General features: G+C 44.9%; 18 protein-coding genes. 6 read left to right on the top strand and 12 right to left on the bottom strand.

The features are described from left to right. The first annotated feature begins 604 nt into the window (after positions 1-604). Complete coding sequence (locus AC59JT_RS18135) at positions 605-1,978, top strand: methyltransferase RsmF C-terminal domain-like protein (RefSeq protein ID WP_497401659.1); 1,374 nt, start codon at positions 605-607, stop codon at positions 1,976-1,978. Between the two features lie 54 nt (positions 1,979-2,032). Here the strand turns inward: AC59JT_RS18135 and AC59JT_RS18130 are convergent, their stop codons facing one another. Then, positions 2,033-4,237 (bottom strand): hypothetical protein, encoded by a 2,205-nt coding sequence (locus tag AC59JT_RS18130; protein ID WP_497401657.1) that lies wholly within the window; start codon positions 4,235-4,237, stop codon positions 2,033-2,035. Positions 4,238-4,380: 143 nt separating this feature from the next. On the opposite strand from AC59JT_RS18130, the gene AC59JT_RS18125 reads away from it, so the two are divergent. The 3 genes from AC59JT_RS18125 (at position 4,381) to AC59JT_RS18115 (ending at position 7,523) form a co-directional block, all read left to right on the top strand. Further along, on the top strand, positions 4,381-5,448 hold the full coding sequence (locus AC59JT_RS18125; RefSeq protein ID WP_497401655.1) for a glycoside hydrolase family 130 protein: 1,068 nt from the start codon (positions 4,381-4,383) through the stop codon (positions 5,446-5,448). Between the two features lie 48 nt (positions 5,449-5,496). After that, entirely contained in the window at positions 5,497-6,597 is a 1,101-nt protein-coding gene (gene lepB / locus AC59JT_RS18120) for a signal peptidase I (RefSeq protein WP_497401653.1), read from the top strand. A gap of 101 nt (positions 6,598-6,698) precedes the next feature. Then, the gene (locus AC59JT_RS18115; RefSeq protein ID WP_497401651.1) at positions 6,699-7,523 is read left to right on the top strand and encodes a glycine-rich domain-containing protein; all 825 of its coding nucleotides are present in this window, start codon (positions 6,699-6,701) and stop codon (positions 7,521-7,523) included. A gap of 80 nt (positions 7,524-7,603) precedes the next feature. Here AC59JT_RS18115 and efp read toward each other — a convergent pair whose 3' ends face one another. From efp to AC59JT_RS18065, 10 genes are all read right to left on the bottom strand, one after another. Next, a complete protein-coding gene (efp, locus tag AC59JT_RS18110) occupies positions 7,604-8,167 on the bottom strand; it encodes an elongation factor P (protein WP_497401649.1) in 564 nt (187 codons plus the stop codon). Positions 8,168-8,350: 183 nt separating this feature from the next. Further along, positions 8,351-9,394, bottom strand: coding sequence for an NAD(P)-dependent alcohol dehydrogenase (locus AC59JT_RS18105; RefSeq protein ID WP_497401647.1), 1,044 nt, complete (start codon positions 9,392-9,394; stop codon positions 8,351-8,353). Between the two features lie 203 nt (positions 9,395-9,597). Beyond that, a complete protein-coding gene (rpiB, locus tag AC59JT_RS18100; RefSeq protein WP_497401645.1) occupies positions 9,598-10,032 on the bottom strand; it encodes a ribose 5-phosphate isomerase B in 435 nt (144 codons plus the stop codon). 14 nt (positions 10,033-10,046) lie between these two features. Further along, the gene (tatC, locus tag AC59JT_RS18095) at positions 10,047-10,913 is read right to left on the bottom strand and encodes a twin-arginine translocase subunit TatC (RefSeq protein WP_497401643.1); all 867 of its coding nucleotides are present in this window, start codon (positions 10,911-10,913) and stop codon (positions 10,047-10,049) included. A 71-nt stretch (positions 10,914-10,984) separates the two neighbouring features. Then, positions 10,985-12,325 carry an acetyl-CoA carboxylase biotin carboxylase subunit gene (gene accC, locus AC59JT_RS18090; protein WP_497401641.1) on the bottom strand — a complete coding sequence of 447 codons (1,341 nt, stop codon included), beginning with the start codon at positions 12,323-12,325 and terminating at the stop codon, positions 10,985-10,987. Positions 12,326-12,428: 103 nt separating this feature from the next. Continuing rightward, complete coding sequence (gene accB, locus AC59JT_RS18085; RefSeq protein WP_497401639.1) at positions 12,429-12,911, bottom strand: acetyl-CoA carboxylase biotin carboxyl carrier protein; 483 nt, start codon at positions 12,909-12,911, stop codon at positions 12,429-12,431. 178 nt (positions 12,912-13,089) lie between these two features. Continuing rightward, entirely contained in the window at positions 13,090-14,091 is a 1,002-nt protein-coding gene (locus AC59JT_RS18080; protein ID WP_497401636.1) for a beta-ketoacyl-ACP synthase III, read from the bottom strand. A gap of 13 nt (positions 14,092-14,104) precedes the next feature. Further along, positions 14,105-15,040: a phosphate acyltransferase PlsX gene (gene plsX, locus AC59JT_RS18075; RefSeq protein ID WP_497401633.1), complete on the bottom strand. Its 936-nt coding sequence runs from the start codon at positions 15,038-15,040 to the stop codon at positions 14,105-14,107. A gap of 15 nt (positions 15,041-15,055) precedes the next feature. Continuing rightward, positions 15,056-15,247, bottom strand: coding sequence for a 50S ribosomal protein L32 (rpmF, locus tag AC59JT_RS18070; protein WP_497401630.1), 192 nt, complete (start codon positions 15,245-15,247; stop codon positions 15,056-15,058). A gap of 15 nt (positions 15,248-15,262) precedes the next feature. Then, positions 15,263-15,784: a YceD family protein gene (locus tag AC59JT_RS18065; protein WP_497401626.1), complete on the bottom strand. Its 522-nt coding sequence runs from the start codon at positions 15,782-15,784 to the stop codon at positions 15,263-15,265. Positions 15,785-15,930: 146 nt separating this feature from the next. Between AC59JT_RS18065 and tsaE the strand changes: the two genes are divergently transcribed. Continuing rightward, complete coding sequence (gene tsaE, locus AC59JT_RS18060; RefSeq protein ID WP_497401624.1) at positions 15,931-16,347, top strand: tRNA (adenosine(37)-N6)-threonylcarbamoyltransferase complex ATPase subunit type 1 TsaE; 417 nt, start codon at positions 15,931-15,933, stop codon at positions 16,345-16,347. Positions 16,348-16,385: 38 nt separating this feature from the next. Continuing rightward, positions 16,386-17,612 carry an alanine dehydrogenase gene (locus AC59JT_RS18055; RefSeq protein WP_497401622.1) on the top strand — a complete coding sequence of 409 codons (1,227 nt, stop codon included), beginning with the start codon at positions 16,386-16,388 and terminating at the stop codon, positions 17,610-17,612. Here the strand turns inward: AC59JT_RS18055 and AC59JT_RS18050 are convergent. Continuing rightward, positions 17,609-18,217 (bottom strand): hypothetical protein, encoded by a 609-nt coding sequence (locus tag AC59JT_RS18050; RefSeq protein WP_497401620.1) that lies wholly within the window; start codon positions 18,215-18,217, stop codon positions 17,609-17,611. The two genes, AC59JT_RS18055 and AC59JT_RS18050, sit on opposite strands and share 4 nt — an antisense overlap. Between the last annotated feature and the right edge of the window lie 25 nt (positions 18,218-18,242).

Here is an 18,242-nt window from a genome sequence, read left to right as displayed (position 1 = left end):
AAAAGAACTTTCTTGGTAACACTGTCGCAGTGTACCCCTTTATATGCTACAACCTTCTTGCGTTGGTCTAACTTATCGTATTCATTTGCCTTGCGGCTTTTCAATTTTTCGATCGAGAATTGCTCTCTTTCGTTTTGTTGTTTCGATTATTCTTTCGTCTAATCTTTCGCTCTTCGAGCGCCCCGTTTTGTTTGGGACTGCAAAGGTAGGAATCTTTTTTAATCTTGCAAAAATTATTTTGTATTTTTTTTGCGGAGCTAATGGTGATATTTACCATTTTTTATTCCTATTCTTTAATTCTCAATGAACAACCGCATTCCTTCGTTTGCGGGTTGCAAAGGTAGCTTTTTCTTTCTTATCCGTCAAGTGAAAAATTCACTTTTTTGATATTTAATTTTTAGCACCCTTCTTTCAAAAAACAACCGCTCTTTCTTCCTGAGCGGGTTGCAAATGTAGGTAAAAATCAGCCCTCGCCCCAAATAAAATTTCAAATAATTAAAACAAATTCATAACCCGTTGAAAACTAATACCTATTACGGTGCTTTGATCCATCAAAAAAGCCCTTACCACACCTCAAACACAAATTTTGTATATTTGAAATGACATGGATAACTACCAATTTCCCGAGAATTTCATCAATACTATGGCCGGCGAGCCGGGTTTCGACAGCGAAAATTTCGTCAACGCGCATCAAAATTCTGAGTCGCCCACCGCAATTCGCATCAATCCTTTCAAAAAAGGCATAGCAAAAACCGGTGAACAGGTGCCCTGGTGTGCGGACGGCATTTACCTGGATACCCGCCCCTCCTTTACATTCGACCCGCATTTTCATGCCGGCAGCTATTATGTGCAGGAGGCATCGTCCATGTTTATCGCCCATATATTAAAATTTATAAAGCCCGATGAGCCGGTAAAAGTACTCGACCTGTGTGCCGCGCCGGGTGGCAAAAGCACCCTGCTCAATTCGGGCATGAGTACCGACGACCTTTTGGTAGCCAATGAAATTATCAAAACCCGCGTACCCATCCTGGCCGATAACCTTACGCGCTGGGGTACGGCCAACACCATAGTTACTAATAACGACCCGAAAGACTTTAACCGCCTTATAGATTTCTTCGACATTATATTGGTAGATGCGCCCTGCTCGGGCTCGGGCATGTTTCGTAAAGATCCTGCGGCTATGAACGAGTGGAGCCCGGCCAATGTTAGCCTGTGCCACGAACGCCAGGAACGGATACTTGCCAATATATATCCCGCACTAAACGACGACGGATACCTTATTTATAGTACCTGCTCCTACTCGCACCAGGAAAACGAGGATATACTGGATTGGCTGTGCACTGAGTTTGCGTTAGAGACCGTGCGCATACCTATTAATAAGGAGTGGGGCATTGTTGAAACGCAATCGCCCGCTAAGCAGGCCTGGGGCTATCGCTTCTATCCGGGCCAGGTTAAAGGCGAGGGTTTATTTGCATCGGTATTAAAAAAGAAAGAAAGCAGCGGCAACCTGGTATCCTTTAAAAACAATAAAAACCAAAAAGTACCCGGCGCCGAGCTGGACATGATTAAGGCCTACGTTAATAAGCCCGATGATTTTTACTTTTTTAAGGTAAACGACGATTGGCTGGCCATTAACGAGCAACACAAAGAAAGCCTGAACCTGCTGCAGCATCATTTATATATTAAAAAATCGGGCGTGCGTATTGGTAAGCTTGCGGGGCGCGATCTGATACCCGACCATGAATTGGCGCTTAGTACTATAATTAATAAGGGTGAGGTTTTACAAACCGAGCTAAGCTACGAGCAGGCGATAGCCTACCTACGCCGCGACAACCTGGTTATTGATACCACCAGCAAAGGTTGGAGCCTGATGAACTTTGAAGGGCAAGCCATGGGCTGGGCCAAATTACTGCCGAATAGGTTGAATAATTATTATCCGAAGGAGTTGAGGATATTGAACAGCCTTCCAACTACCTAAAGGGGATGTTTAATTATAAGCCCACTTCCCGGTATAGCGGAGAGGTGGGCTTACTTACCAGCTTATACTTACCTTATTATTACCGTTCACTAAGTATTCTATATTACCTTTTTCGGCTTTGCCGGATAGTTCAACTTTTCCATTCTCGCCTTTTTGATGAACCGTGAACTTCGGCAGCGCGTGGTTATCCATCTTCACCACCATCATCCGGCAGGTTAGCCTGCTATCGCCGCGCACATCAAAGGTTACGGTATTTCCTTTTTTGGTGAATTTGGCTGTTGGATAATCTATATATATAAGGAAGGTTTGGCCGGGCACCTTTAAATAGTGACGTGGAACGATACCGAATGCCACACCTGCCCCATAAACTTCCTGACCAACTTCGCCCGATTTTTCCCAGCCATCATGAATATCTTCCAATGCTATCCATAGTTCAGGGTTTACCTGGCCCATTTTAACTTCTTCGGAAAGCATTTCTTTAGGCAGGTTTGGCGGATAGTAATACGCCGCGCGCTGGACAATATAACGCGTAAACTCAGCAAGTAGTAATGATACCGACGGCGGCAAATCCTCATCGGCTGCCATTTCTATATAATCATGCATGGCTGCAAACACCTCCTGCTCTTCATACGCTGCAGTGTAGGGCGCATCCGCCAGCGGGAAAATAGCGAAAAACGTAGGATAGTTTTTAGCGTAACCATAGTTACAATCCCACAGTTGCATATTGCGGAAGATATTGGTGAGGCACAAAATGCTGATATCAAGATACAGCTTATCCTTCGTGATCTTCCATAATCGTAATGTCGCGTTAGCTGCAAATGCCGTATTGTTGGCCTGGTAAAACAACTCGAATCCTAAACCTTGTAAAGTTTTGGCAGCTTTTTTAGCTTCGTTTAAATACTTCTCATCCTTGGTGAGCTCCCACGCATAAAGCATTACATAGGCATAAAGGCCGGCAACATCCCCCTCGCCACCTTTGCCGGGTTGTTTGCTTCCTTTAATAATATCCAGCGTAACCATATCATAAAATACCGGCCAGCGATATTTAAAATGATGCGCTGCTTTGATCACGTAGTCTATAGAATCCATAAAAAGCTTACGCGCCTCCTTTTCGCCACGCATGGCCATACGCGCCAGGTTTTGCATGGGGTGATGTACATACCATGAATCCATCACGTTAGGCTTTAACTGCTCTTCCGACCCATTCAGTTGGCCGGCCATAGCAGGGTGCCAGCGCACGATAGTGCCGAGGTCCTTATCATAAAAAGCGCTCAGTCCATCAACTATCTTTTTAACGGCAGGCGTATCGCGGTTCGCCCACTTACCATAGTCAAATATGGGTAAAAGCACAGCCAACTGCACCATGATCTCGGGCGGGGTATCGTAATCAGATACGTAGGCATTCAGGTAATCATTACCAGCCGCGTGCGACCAGCAGGCATGGCTGTTCTCCAGGTCGGCCAAACCTTTGTCTAAAATATCGGGCCAGTCATGATACTGCGTAGCCGGCAACGGCAAATGCAGGTAAATTGCACCCAGCATATCCATAAACTGGCGGGCCATGGTCAATTCGTTCGCTGGCACCTCTTCACTAAGTGCTATGTAGGCGTCGGACAGGATAATATCCTTCCCGGCAGGTAAAGGCTTTTTCATGGCCGGCGGCAGACTAAAACCTATTTCGGGCCATTGACCACCAACGGTATCGGCGGCCGATGTTTCGGTTTCCTGGCAATAGTCGGCCAGGGCCGTCAGGTTCTGCATATAAAATACCGAACCCGACTTTGGTTTTTCTAAACTAAAATACACAAAGCCGCTACGCGTACCCCACTGGTTGGCGTGCACCTTACCCTTGGGTTGGCCCGTACTACCGTCTTTGTTTAGTGGTATGATATCCCGTGGCGAAAAAGGGATGAACAGCGGAGCAAATAATTTAAGCTTAGTGGTATACCTAAATACCGGCGTGTCCTGATCAGGGAAGTCGATCTTTACTGTATAATCGCCTATTACGGCGCTAATGTGAAAGGTTACATGCGTATCCTTTTCCACCACCCGCTTTATGCGGATATGGTCATTTGGCGCGTAAGCCACACGTAAAGCCAGCCTGCCGCCTTGCGGCCAGGTTACTATGATCCATAATGAATCGCCAATGTTATTAACGGCAAATACGTATTGTTTAACTTGTTTCTTGTAGCTATATGGCAGATCTCGGTCATTAAAAATATCGGCAGCCATTGCTGCCCATGGTGACATTGCTTCCATAGTTTTGTGATCTAAGTTCCACAATGCCTAACTATAATGGTTTGCTATTGTTTTCAAAAAATTGAAGTATTAATTTATAAAGTTTCGCCAAAACTTAATTACGCTTAAAGCTGTTAGAATTATTCACAACAAGTCCATTTGCGATGAAAGATATTGCCCAGCTAAAAGACATTGCCCAACGCTTTCCCGAGAACCCTTTACTAAGGCCTGCCGACCTTCCCCCAAGTGAGGAAGGCTTGCATATTATATGTTTGCTTAACCCGGGCGTATTTAGGTTTGAGGGTAAAACGTGGCTCATTGTACGTGTGGCCGAGAACGCCGTGCAAAAGGAAGGTTCTATTTTTTTTCCCATCATTAACGACTTGGGTAAAACCGAAGTTGTGGAAATACCTGCCGAACATCCTGAATTGATCACAACCGACCCACGCGTTATTAAATACATGGGGCTGGACTATCTGACCACGCTGTCACATCTTCGATTGATGTGTACCGATGATGGCATCAACCTTTACGAGCCGGAGGGCTATGAGCCTTTGTTTGGCAAAGGTATTTTACAATCATTCGGCATTGAGGATTGCCGGGTAACACAAATAGAGGATACGTACTACTTAACATTTACCGCCGTTAGCGGCAATGGTGTGGGTGTAGGTATGCGTACTACCAAGGACTGGAAAACCTTTACCGACCATGGTACTATCATCCCGCCGCATAATAAAGATTGCGCCATTTTTGAAGAAAAAATAAACAACAAGTACTACTGCCTGCATCGCCCCAGCAGTGTGGATATAGGCGGCAATTTCATTTGGCTGGCCGAATCGCCTGATGGTGTGCATTGGGGAAATCATAAATGTATTGTTAAAACACGTCTGGATAACTGGGATAGCCAACGCGTAGGCGCGGGCGCGGCACCTATTAAAACCGATAAAGGCTGGCTGGAGATATATCATGGCGCCAATAAGGAACATCAATATTGCCTGGGCGCTTTCCTGCTTGACCTGAACGACCCATCCAAAGTACTGGCCCGAACCGATGCGCCAATTATGAAACCTACCGAACCTTATGAACTAAGCGGTTTCTTCGGCAATGTGGTATTTACCAATGGGCATGTAGTGGATGGAGATACGGTTACTATATATTATGGTGCATCGGACGAATTTGTGTGCGGGGCGAAGTTTTCCATCAACGAGATTCTGGCGGCGTTGGGCGTGTAACATTTCGGTCAAACGGCCATCTAAGTTTTGAACCAAAACTTAAGCGCCATGAATTGGAAGTTTCTCAGGAAAAAATCTGCCGAAAGCAAACCTAAAAAAAGCAAAGCCCGCGAGTGGATAGATGCCATAGCATTCGCTGTAATAGCATCTACTTTAATACGTGGTTTACTGTTTTCGGCCTACGCCATACCGTCAGGATCCATGGAAGGCAGCCTTCTTACAGGCGATTATTTGTTTGTGAGCAAAATAAGTTACGGTCCGCGTATGGCTAATACCCCTATTGCTATTCCGTTTATGGAGCCTGTTTTTGGTGGCCTTAAAACTTATTGGAGCGGTGTGCAACTACCATACCTGCGCTTGCCGGGCATCACCACTATAAAAAATAACGATATCGTAGTTTTCAATACGCCGCAGGAAGCCCGTCCGGGTTACAACATACCTGTTGATGAACGCACTTGCTTAATAAAACGTTGCATCGGCATTCCCGGCGATGTGTTGAGCATTGTAAACACGCAAGTATATATTAACGGCAAAGCGGTATCCAACGCGCCAAAAGCCCAGACATCTTACACCGTTACTACCACCGGTACAGACCTTAACCCTCAAGTATTCCAGGATTTGAACATTACCGTTCGCCAGCAACTTTCGCCAACGGCTTATGAAATGATCATTCCGCAGCAAAACATTGCTACGCTAAAAAGTTATTCGAATATTAAAAGTGTGGAACCTGTTATCGCTCTCGCCGGTGCTTATGACGAGGCCGTGTTTCCGCAAAACGAAAAGTTTAAATGGAACCAGGATAATTACGGTCCGCTAAGGCTGCCGAAAAAAGGTTGGACAGTAGAGTTAAACGATTCTACGCTGGTACAATACCGCCGCGCTATCGAAATTTATGAAAACAATAAAGTCGATGTACAAGGCAAAGACATCCTGATAAACGGCAAAAAAGCTAATACCTACACTTTTAAAATGGACTATTACTGGATGATGGGCGACAACCGCCATGATTCGCTCGACTCGCGCTACTGGGGTTACGTACCCGAGGATCACATCATCGGCAAAGCCAAAATGACCTGGCTTAGTATTGACCCGAATGCGGGGTTGTTGAGTAAGGTGAGGTGGGGTAGATTGTTTCAACCTATCGAATAAGCGCTCTCAATCATAAATAAAAAGCCTTCCTAACCGAAGGCTTTTTATTTGAACTATCTTTTGGGTATGTTTAGCAAACCTTATTTATCATGTCAGGAACGATGACACAACCAGAAGCTGTGCTGTGGCAGCGAATTCAACATTTCCGTTTAGATGAACCTGAAGCTTCATTTAAATTTTCTGACCGTTTGGCGAGGGAAAACGGATGGTCGCCCGCATATTCAAAACGCGTTATTGAGGAGTACAAAAAGTTCGTATTCCTGTGTTGCATTAGCGAACAAGGTGTTACTCCTTCAGATCCGGTTGATCAGGCCTGGCACCTGCATCTTACTTTTACCCGATCATACTGGATAGAGTTTTGTAAAAACACGCTGCAAAAAGAGATCCATCATAACCCAACCAAAGGTGGCAAAAGCGAAGCGAAAAAGTTTGACTGCTATTACACCTCATCGCAACAATTATACACCGAAAAATTTGGCATTATACCACCTGCCGACATCTGGCAGGATAACCATACCCGCTTTAGCGATATAAATTTTCAAAGGGTGAACGTTGCCAAATACTGGCTGTTACCCAAACCACAACTGCGCAAGTCGACCATGGTACGTATTGGTCTGTTTGTTGCAGGCATCATATCCATACAGGCCGTAGGTGGTTTGATCTTCCCGGCAATATTGGGGGTGGCGATCATTCTTTCGCTGATACAAGATAGACGGAATCGCAAAAAAAGCCGGGAAGCCGGCAAATGCAGCGGCGATTCGGATGGCGGCGGTTGCAGTGGCGACGATAATGACAGCTCTCATCACGGGCATCATCACGGCGATGGACACGGTGGCGATCATCATTCCGGCGATAGTGGTTGTAACAGCGGGTGCTCGGGCTGTTCCAGTTCAGGCTGTAGCGGTTGCGGAGGCGGCGGGGATTAATGCTAATTGATAAATACAAAAGCCTTCCAGTTGGAAGGCTTTTGTATAATATTTTAATCAATTCTCTTAAAGAAAGAAGCTTACGCTTTCACACGCTCCACATATGCACCACTACCGGTATCCACTTTAACCTTATCACCGGTGTTGATGAATAGTGGTACATTGATCTCGGCACCGGTTTCAACGGTTGCTTTTTTCATGGCGCCGCTTGAAGTGTCGCCTTTTACTGCTGGCTCGGTGTAGGTAATTTCTAACTCGGCAGAGCCTGGCATCTGGCCCATGATAGGCTCGTCGCTTTCAAAAGCAACAATAAGGTTCATACCTTCTTTTAAAAACTTAACCGCCGGACCAAACAATGCTTTCGGTACGTTATGCTGATCATAAGTGGTGTTATCCATTATCACTAATGTATCACCGTCCTCATATAAATATTGATAATCGTTAGTTTCTACGCGGGCAATATCTACCTCTTCGTCGGTGCGGAAACGGTATTCAACCAGTTTACCGGTTTTAACGTTACGCATACGTGCCTGGTAAAAGGCGCGCAGGTTACCCGGCGTACGGTGAATAAACTCTTCTACCTGTATAAGCTCGCCGTTAAAGCGAAGTATGTTGCCGTTCTTTACGTCAGATGCTTTAGCCATAATAATTTAGTATTGAGGCGCAAACTTATTAAATAGATTTGAGATATGAGATTTGAGATGTGAGATTTTTTCAGGGAGATGTGAGATTTGAGATGTGAGACATGAGACAACAGTAAATTTTATAAACAAGAGCGGGGCTTACGCCCCGGTCTCAAATCTCATATCTCACGTCTCATATCTATCTTACAAAGTAGCCATATCTATCACAAAACGATAGCGTACATCGCCTTTTTCCATGCGCTCGTAGCTGGCGTGGATATCTTTGATGTCTATCATCTCAATATCTGATACGATCTTGTTCTCGGCGCAGAAGTCCAGCATTTCCTGGGTTTCCTTGATGCCGCCAATGCCCGATCCGGCTACACTTTTACGACCGCCTAACAGGCTGAACGCGGCAATGCTGGCCGGTTCCGGCGGTACGCCTACGCAAATGTGTACACCGTTAGTACGCAACAAGCTCAGGTACATGTTAAAGTCATGCGGGGCAGATACAGTATCTAATATAAAGTCGAATGAGTTTTTGGCAGCTTCAACCTGTACTGGGTCGGTTGTTACCACAAAGTGGTGCGCGCCCAGGGCTTTGGCATCAGCTTCTTTTTTAGGCGAAGTACTTAATACAGTCACTTCTGCACCAAAGGCAACGCCAAACTTAACACCCATGTGGCCCAGGCCGCCTAAACCTAAAACGGCAAGTTTGTGGCCTTTGCCTACTTTCCAGTGGCGCAATGGCGAGTAGGTAGTGATACCGGCACACAATAATGGCGCGGTTGCAGCCAGGTCAACGTCTTCAGAAATGTGTAACACAAAATCCTCGTTTACTACAATGCTGTTTGAATAGCCACCATAAGTTGGGGTTTTGCCATCCTGCTCTAAACCGTTGTAGGTTTGCGAGCTTCCCGGCAGGCAGTATTGTTCAAGACCTTGCTTGCAGTTCTCGCACTCACGGCATGAGTCGACCATACAACCCGTACCGGCCAGCTGACCAACTTTAAAGTTTTTAACGTGTTCGCCAACTTTAACAATACGACCTACGATCTCGTGACCCGGCACCATCGGGAAGATACCCGGGAACCAGTCGTTTTTGATCTGATGAAGATCTGAGTGGCAAACGCCACAGTATAAAATATCAAATTGCACATCGTGCGGCCCAACTTCGCGACGCTCAAAGTCCCAAGCGGCCAAATCGGTGGTAGGCGACTGTGCCGCGTATCCTTTTACTGAAATCATAAGTAGTTTTTTTTGTGGTTGATCAATAGGATAAAGGTAAGGCATTGTAAAAGGTTTTGCCAAACTATGAATGTTTGCCAAATGCCATTTTTAGTAACAAGTGTGAGGAAAAGGAAGAATGAGAGTGCGCGGTTATTGCCACCAAACAAAAATAGCGACGGGTTTCAAACCCATCGCTATTTTAACAAAGTGCGTTTAATGCGTTACGCACACGGTATCGCATTCACCCGTCTTGCATGACGGCCACCTTCAAAATCGGTAGTAAAAAATATCTCTACAATTTTTTTGGCTTGTTCCAACGTAACAAAGTTTGATGGAATGCACAGCACATTGGCATCAGTATGGCTTCGGGCCGGTTCGGCAACGGCTTCGTTATAGCAAAGCGCTGCGCGGATGCCCTGGTGTTTGTTGGCTGCAATAGCCACACCATTGGCACTGCCACATAGTAAAATGCCATAGTCAAATTCGCCACTTTCTACAGCCGATGCCACAGGGTGTGCAAAGTCGGTATAGTCGCATGAGTCTTTTGAAAACGTGCCGAAGTCTTTTACGTTCTCTCCCAGTATGGTTAAGAGGGCGTTTTTCATTTCAAAACCGGCGTGGTCTGCACCTATGGCTATTTTTAATCCTTCAATCATGATGGGTAGTGTGGCTATGATTTTGCTAATGCTTCTTCTTTTTTCTTGCGGCGTCTGTCAACCCCGGCGGCTACCATAATGCCTACTTCATACAAAAACAACAGCGGCATGGCAACCACGCTCATGGTTATCATATCCGGCGTTGGCGTTATGATAGCGGCAATAATCAATATGATCACAATGGCATAACGACGGGTACGGCGCATCATGGACGAGGTTAAAATACCCAGGCTGGCCAAAATGTATATCAGTATAGGCAGTTCAAAAACTATCCCGGTACCCAACGTTAAGGTTGATACGGTTGACAGGTATGAATCTATTTTAAACTGATTTTGGATGATAGGGCTAACCGTAAATCCCGACAGGAACCTGATAGACATAGGCGCTATAATAAAATAACCAAACAGGATGCCTAACAGAAACAGAAAGGAAGCATAAAATACAAAGCCCGATGCCGCTTTACGTTCCTTATCATGCAGGGCGGGTTTTATAAACTTCCATAACTCGAACAACAGGTATGGGAAACCCAGTACTACGCCTATCATGATACATGAGTTTATCTCCAGGTTAAACTGGCCGGCCAACTCGTTATTGATAATAATACCATTGATTTTCTGTACACACCATCCATCCATGTGTAAGGCGGTACCTATTTTACACATTTGGCGATAGGTCCAGAACGAAGCATCGAACGGGCCCATGATGATGGTGTTGAATATAAAATCGTAAAACCAGAACGCCAGTGTTGTAAATACCAAAATGGCTATAGCCGCGCGTATAAGGTGCCATCTTAAGGCTTCCAAATGCTCAAAGAATGACATCTCGGCCTCGAGGGTCTTGCCCTTATCTTTTATAGCCTTAACTATTTTATTGTCGCTCATATATAGGCAAAATCCGGGCTGTTTAAGGGCCCGGAATTGTATTTACGTTTATTATCTCGTTATGGGTTTTGTTATTCGGTATATTCAAACGTTTCCATAAACTTGGTGGTGAAGTTACCCGCACGGAAGTTAGGGTCTTTCAACAGTTTCAAGTGGAACGGAATAGTTGTTTTAATACCTTCGATAACAAACTCGCTTAGCGCACGCTCCATAGTGCTTAAAGCTTCTTCGCGGGTTTGAGCCACGCAGATAACTTTGGCAATCATCGAATCGTAGTTTGGCGGGATAGAATAGCCTGCATAAACATGCGTATCTATACGTACACCATGGCCACCCGGCGAGTGGAAATTGGTTATTTTACCCGGTGAAGGGCGGAAGTTGTTAAACGGATCCTCGGCATTGATACGGCACTCAATGGCGTGCATTGTTGGCTCGTAGTTTTTGCCCGAAATAGGGATACCGGCAGCAACTTTAATTTGTTCTTTTATTAGGTCGAAGTTGATCACTTCCTCAGTAACCGGGTGTTCTACTTGGATACGGGTGTTCATCTCCATAAAGTAGAAGTTGCGGTCCTTGTCAACCAAAAACTCTACCGTACCGGCACCTTCGTATTTAACAGCTTTGGCGCCTTTAATGGCAGCCTCGCCCATTTTTTTACGCAGCTTTTCGGTCATGAAAGGTGACGGAGCCTCTTCAACCAGTTTCTGGTGACGACGCTGGATAGAGCAATCACGTTCAGACAGGTGGCAAACTTTACCATACTGGTCGCCTACAACCTGTATCTCAATGTGGCGTGGGTCCTGAACGTATTTTTCCAAATACATACCATCGTTACCGAAGGCAGCGCCTGACTCAGCACGGGCAGAATCCCAGGCGTTTTCAAACTCCTCGTCTTTCCAAACTATACGCATACCGCGACCACCACCACCGGCAGTAGCTTTAAGTATTACAGGGTAGCCAATTTTTTTAGCTATCGCGATACCTTCTTTCACGCTATCTAATAAACCATCAGAACCCGGAACTATTGGTACGCCCGCTTTTTTCATGGTCTCTTTAGCCGAAGCCTTATCGCCCATAGAATTGATCTGCTCGGCAGTAGCGCCAATAAATTTGATGCCGTACTCGGCACATATTGCCGAGAATTTAGCATTCTCAGACAAGAAACCATAACCCGGGTGTATAGCATCAGCATTCGTTAATTCAGCAGCCGAAATCAGGTTAGGTATATTTAAGTAAGAATCTTTACTTGCAGGCGGGCCAATACAAACAGCCTCATCAGCAAAACGAACGTGAAGGCTTTCACGATCGGCGGTAGAATATACAGCTACGGTTTTAATGCCCATCTCTTTACAAGTGCGAATAATTCGCAAGGCAATTTCACCACGGTTAGCTATGAGTATTTTTTTAAACATGTTCTTTAACTTTTAGATTACACAGATTATAGTATTGATTTCACTGATTTGTTGATTTGAGATACCGAATCGGTGAAATCAAATAAAATCAGTGTAATCCCAATTAAACTGGTTCTACTAAAAATAACGGTTGGTCGTACTCTACAGGTGATGCGTTATCAACCAATACTTTAACAATACGGCCTGAAACTTCTGCTTCTATCTCGTTAAACAATTTCATCGCTTCAATAATACAAACCACTTTACCTGGTTTTATCTCGTCGCCAACGTTAACAAACAAAGGCTTATCAGGGCCAGCCGAGCGGTAAAAAGTACCGATCATTGGCGATTTGATAGTGATCAGGTTTGAAGTGTCGGCAGCAGGTGCAGCGGCAGGTGCGGCCGGGGCAGCAGCTACAGTTGGTGCAATAGCGGCAGGCGCGGCTGCAGCAGCAACCGCGGCAGGTGCAGGGATGCTTGCGTGAACTACGGTTGGCGCTTCGTTGGTTTTAATGGTGATCTTAAAATCCTTTTGCTCTATCGCTACTTCGTTTACGCCTGATTTTGAAACAAAGCGTATAAGCTCTTGTATTTGTTTAATATCCATTGTTACAGTTAATAGGTTTTTTGGATAATGTGTTTAAAATCTAAATTGATATAATTGCCTTTGCAAATGTGCAGATTTTAACCCGCACAAATGCAATTGATTTTTATTGTGCCAGTAACTGGCTATATAACAATAATAAGTTTATAATGTTCAAACTATATGCGTATGCCTCCTGATGCTATTTTTTAGCATCATAAGCCCATTTTAAATATAATGAGCCCCAGGTAAAGCCACCGCCAAAAGCAGCCAGGATTAAATTGTCGCCTTTTTTAAACTTGTCTTCCCACTCCCATAAGCACAAAGGTATGGTAGCATTGGTGGTGTTGCCATAGCGTTCAATGTTAATGATCACTTTATCTTCGCTAATACCTGTGCGGGTAGCGGTAGCATCAATAATACGCTTATTGGCCTGGTGTGGTACCAGCCAGGCAATATCATCGCCTTGCAGGTTGTTGCGCTCCATTACCTCGGCAGCAGCTTCGGCCATGTTAGTTACGGCAAATTTAAATACGGTTTTACCTTCCTGGTAAGCATAGTGCTCGCGCGCGTCGATGGTTTCGTGAGTGGCCGGTTTTACAGATCCGCCGGCTTTCATGTGTAGAAAAGGTATGCCTGCGCCATCGCTTTTTAATACCGAATCAATAACACCGTAACCTTCGGTGTTAGGTTCAAGCAAAGCAGCGCCGCAGCCATCGCCAAAAATAATACAGGTGGCGCGGTCCTGGTAATCGATGATAGACGACATTTTGTCGGCGCCTACAATTAATACTTTCTGGTGCTTACCGCTCTCAATAAACTGAGCGCCGGTAGCCAAGCCAAAAACAAAACCTGAACAAGCTGCCTGCAAATCAAAGCCCCAGGCGTTTATAGCGCCAATTTTGTGGGCAAACAGGTTAGCAGTTGCCGGGAAAGGCATATCAGGCGTAGTAGTACAAAAAATGATGAGATCAATTTCTTCGGCGCCTATGCCGCGTTTTCTAAGCAGTTCGTTAACTGCCGGTACGGCAAGGTCTGATGAGCCAAGGCCTTCGCCTTTCAGTATCCGGCGTTCTTTGATGCCGGTGCGGGTGGTTATCCACTCGTCATTAGTGTCAACCATTGTTGACAGCTCTTCGTTAGTGAGTATATAATCAGGTGCGTAACCATGCACAGCTGTTATAGCTGCAGTAATTTTACTCATAGTATATTTTTATTTATTGAAAAGCCTGCGTTATCTTTTCGATAAGCTTGCTCTCTACCATATCTTTTGATAAAAGAACCATGTTTTTAATAGCCTCGGGGCTTGAAATGCCGTGGCCAACCACTACAGGGGCATTAACCCCCAAAATTGGGCTGCCACCGTATGCTTCGTAATTAAAGCGGTCAAAAAAATCGTCCTTTAATCCTTTTTTGCGGGTAATTACATAAAATGATTCTGCCAGTTTCAAAACAATATTGCCTGTGAAACCATCGCATACAAATACATCAGCACCGTCACTAAACAGGTCGCGCCCTTCGGCGTTGCCCACAAAGTTAAACAGCTGCGTATCTTTCATCAGCGGGTAGGTGGCCTGGCATAGTAGATTGCCTTTTTCCTCTTCCTCGCCAATATTCATTAAGGCAACCCGCGGGTTTTCAATGCCATAAACATTCTGGGCCATTAAACTGCCAAGCACGCCAAACTGCACCAGCACTTCGGGCTTGCAATCGGCATTGGCACCTACATCCAACAAAATACCCAAACCGTTTTTGAGTTTGGGTACAATGGTTGTTATTGCAGGGCGTACAACACCCGGAATAGTTTTCACGCTAAACATAGAGCCCACCAGCATTGCTCCGGTATTTCCGGCTGATGAGAAGGCATCAATAGCACCCTCTTTTAACAGCCTGAAACCTACGCTAATGCTTGAGTCGGGTTTTTGAACAACCGCTTTTGTAGGGTGTTCGCCCATACCAATCACTTCGGTTGTGTGTACAAACTCAAAATGATCAGGACTAATGTTGTTTTCCTGAAGAATGTTTATTGCAGCATCTTTATCGCCGATTAAAACCAGCGTATGACCCGACAAGACCTTATATGCTTCGATAGCCCCTAAAACAGTTGCTTTGGGGGCGTAATCTCCGCCCATAATATCTAAGCCAATCTTCATATATGAAAATTTGGGTTAGGCTACTGCTGCTTTTTCAATAAGTAATTTACCGTTGTAGTAAACGTTACCGTCAACAGTATAAGCTCTGTGCGATAAGTGTACAGCGCCGGTTGTTTTGCAAGTAGTTAAAGTAGGAGCAACTGCATTATCATGTGTTCTGCGTTTGTCTCTTCTTGATTTGGATATTTTACGTTTTGGATGTGGCATAACTTCCTTTTATTATTATTTGATTTTTTTGAGCGCGTCCCACCGTGGGTCTGTTTGCTCGGTTTCTTCATTATTTGCCGACAGATTTTTTAGCCTGTCCAACATTTCTTTATCACATGAGGGCAAACCACCCTCGTCACTGCAAATTGCTATAAACGGTACCGCAACATTTACATATTCGTAAATTAAACCCCCGATCATAATTTCATGATCGTTGCGGCCCAGGGTTAGTATTTCATCATCCTCATCAATCTCTTCGTCGGCAAACTTGGCTATCTGCTGTTCGTGAATATCCACCTTAAGCGGAAACTCAGACAAGCATCTATCACAAGTAGCACCAATGGTACCGGTTATGTTGAAGGTAAGGATGAGCATTGTTTCCTGCTTATCCAGCTCCAGCTTACATTCCAGATCAGCTTTTTTTACCAGCGAGTAATCAAACTCGGCAAAAAACTCATCAGTAATGTGGTATTCAAAGTGATGCTTCCCCAGCGCCAGGCCGGAAAACGGAATCGTATAATTTCTTAGCGATTTCAATGAGCAACAATTAGCCTGCAAATGTAGATAAAATTTGTAATACGATAAAAGGTTTTTTTAAAATGGTGGTTTTGGGCTGACGGATACGTGATTCAGTTGATTTAGAGGATGCTTAGCATTACTTTTGCAGACATAACAATTGTAACGTGATATTGACAGCAGCTATCATATCTGATCTTCCTGCCGCGGCCCGGCAACTGGCAGCATTTGCCGGGCCCGAAAAGGTTTTTGTTTTTACCGGCGACATGGGCGCGGGTAAAACCACTTTCATAAAAGCATTTTGCGAGGTTTTAGGCGTAGCCGAAGGCGTAACCAGCCCTACATTCGCTATAGTTAACGAATATGTGGGCAAGAAAGCTAAGATCTACCACTTTGATTTTTATCGCCTCAAAACACAAACCGAGGCGCTGGATATGGGTGCCGAGGAATATTTTTATTCGGGCAACTACTGTTTGATAGAATGGCCCGAGCGCATACCCGACATGTTGCCGTTGCATTATATCCATGTAAATATTAGTGTATTGGGCAACAATAGCCGTGAGATATCCGTTAAAAAAATCTGAGGTATTTTTTTTATCTTCATCTTCCATAAAAACTACATATGAGTTCAGGGAAATACAGTGGGTTTTCTGATGTGGCCAAGCAAGCCATGATGCAGCCGCAGGAGTCGATGCTTGAGGTAAAAAAGAAAAAAGATCAGCTTTTTATCGGTATCCCCAAAGAAACATCGTTCCAGGAAGACAGGATACCGCTTACCCCGCTTTCGGTAGCTTTGTTGGTAAATAACGGTCACCAGGTGATGCTGGAAAGCAACGCCGGTAAAGCCGCCAAGTTTTTAGATAAAGATTACAGCGAGCAAGGTGCACAGATAGTTTTTGATACCAAAAAGGTTTACGAGGCTGATATCATCATCAAAATAGCCCCACCTACTTTGCAAGAAATTGAACTGATGAAGCCCGGGCAGTTGCTGATATCGGCCCTACAGGTTTCAACCTTTAAGGCCGAATGTTTGCAGGCCCTGATGAAAAAGAAGATCACCGCCCTTTGCTTTGAAAACCTGCGCGACGAGGGTAATACCTTAACGGTAGTGCGGGCCATGAGCGAAATTGTAGGCGCTACATCCATACTCATAGCTGCCGAATACCTGAGCAATATTTTTGACGGCAAAGGCTTGATGCTGGGTGGTATAACCGGCGTGCCACCAACAGAAATTGTGATACTAGGTGCCGGCACTGTAGGCGAATACGCCGCCCGCACAGCCATAGCATTGGGCGCCGAAGTAAAGGTTTTCGATCCATCTATATACAAATTACGCCGCTTGCAAAATAACATTGGCGCGCGGGTATTTACATCGGTAGTTCAGCCTATTGTTTTAGAGAAAGCCATCACTACTTGCGACGTAGCCATAGGTGCCATCCGCGCCGAAGATGGCCGCAGCCCCTGCATCGTAACAGAAGAAACGGTGAGCCGTATGAAACCTAACTCGGTGATTATTGATGTGAGTATTGACCAGGGCGGATGTTTTGAAACTTCAGAGATCACTAACCATACCCACCCCGTGTTTCGTAAATATGATGTGATCCATTATTGCGTACCCAACATCGCATCGCGAGTAGCGCGAACAGCAACTTATGCGCTAACAAACATCTTCGCCCCTATACTAATTGATATTGGCGAGGCCGGAGGTATTAAAAACCTGATATGGCAAAAAGCCGGTTTACGCGAAGCGGTTTACATTTACCAGGGCCAGTTGACCAACAAACATGTGGCCGATCGTTTCGGTATGACATGTAAGGATCTGGACCTGCTAATCGTATCGCACCACTAAAAGTTTTTTACCGGCGGGATATAAAGTGGATAGGTGCTATCCATTAAATACTGCTGTGGTACTTCCGTACTGTGATGCGTGGCGCCATAGTGGCTAATGTACAGTTCGTTTTTGTACGAATTTGCATTCAGCGTGATGGAGAACAGCAGGTCATGATCATCCCGACTAACATATTCAAAAGGCGCATCAACACCTAAAGCCATTATCAACGGAATTACTTTATCAGGCCTCGCTACCACCAAAACATTAGTGCCTTCAAAATTCTTCTTCAGCTTTGCGGCTAATCCTTTGATCGTATCTGTATACACGCGTGGCAATATTTTGGCCTTGGCTGCCAGTGGGTTAACGGTAGACATGGAAGCCTTTTGATTATCTACATATATATGCTGAATCTTTTCACGCTTTAGGGTTTTGGCCAGTTCGTTGGCGCGGTCTACACCAATTTTTATCAGTCCCGGGTCGCGGTTGTTTGATGTTGAGTCGCCCCGCTCGGCCGGAATTACGATCCAGATCCTGGTTTTTTGAGCTAAGGCATTAAAATTGCATAGTAGCAAACCAAATAGTAGTAATTTAGTTAAGCCTGTAAAGCGGATTGATTTTTTCATAGGATGGATGGGTTTTAATATCAGC

Source organism: Mucilaginibacter sp. A3364 (assembly GCF_059690715.1).
The sequence above is the reverse complement of the archived record's forward strand: the minus strand, read 5'-3'. Positions and strand labels throughout refer to the sequence as shown.

Coding starts and splice junctions, on each gene's coding strand:
- rpiB (WP_497401645.1), bottom strand. CDS start 10,032: ATGATTGAAGGATTAAAAATAGCCATAGGTGCAGACCACGCCGGTTTT.
- rpmF (WP_497401630.1), bottom strand. CDS start 15,247: ATGCCACATCCAAAACGTAAAATATCCAAATCAAGAAGAGACAAACGC.
- AC59JT_RS18130 (WP_497401657.1), bottom strand. CDS start 4,237: ATGGAAGCAATGTCACCATGGGCAGCAATGGCTGCCGATATTTTTAAT.
- AC59JT_RS18135 (WP_497401659.1), top strand. CDS start 605: ATGGATAACTACCAATTTCCCGAGAATTTCATCAATACTATGGCCGGC.
- AC59JT_RS18115 (WP_497401651.1), top strand. CDS start 6,699: ATGACACAACCAGAAGCTGTGCTGTGGCAGCGAATTCAACATTTCCGT.
- accB (WP_497401639.1), bottom strand. CDS start 12,911: ATGGATATTAAACAAATACAAGAGCTTATACGCTTTGTTTCAAAATCA.
- AC59JT_RS18125 (WP_497401655.1), top strand. CDS start 4,381: ATGAAAGATATTGCCCAGCTAAAAGACATTGCCCAACGCTTTCCCGAG.
- lepB (WP_497401653.1), top strand. CDS start 5,497: ATGAATTGGAAGTTTCTCAGGAAAAAATCTGCCGAAAGCAAACCTAAA.
- AC59JT_RS18055 (WP_497401622.1), top strand. CDS start 16,386: ATGAGTTCAGGGAAATACAGTGGGTTTTCTGATGTGGCCAAGCAAGCC.
- efp (WP_497401649.1), bottom strand. CDS start 8,167: ATGGCTAAAGCATCTGACGTAAAGAACGGCAACATACTTCGCTTTAAC.
- plsX (WP_497401633.1), bottom strand. CDS start 15,040: ATGAAGATTGGCTTAGATATTATGGGCGGAGATTACGCCCCCAAAGCA.
- AC59JT_RS18050 (WP_497401620.1), bottom strand. CDS start 18,217: ATGAAAAAATCAATCCGCTTTACAGGCTTAACTAAATTACTACTATTT.
- accC (WP_497401641.1), bottom strand. CDS start 12,325: ATGTTTAAAAAAATACTCATAGCTAACCGTGGTGAAATTGCCTTGCGA.
- tatC (WP_497401643.1), bottom strand. CDS start 10,913: ATGAGCGACAATAAAATAGTTAAGGCTATAAAAGATAAGGGCAAGACC.
- AC59JT_RS18080 (WP_497401636.1), bottom strand. CDS start 14,091: ATGAGTAAAATTACTGCAGCTATAACAGCTGTGCATGGTTACGCACCT.
- AC59JT_RS18105 (WP_497401647.1), bottom strand. CDS start 9,394: ATGATTTCAGTAAAAGGATACGCGGCACAGTCGCCTACCACCGATTTG.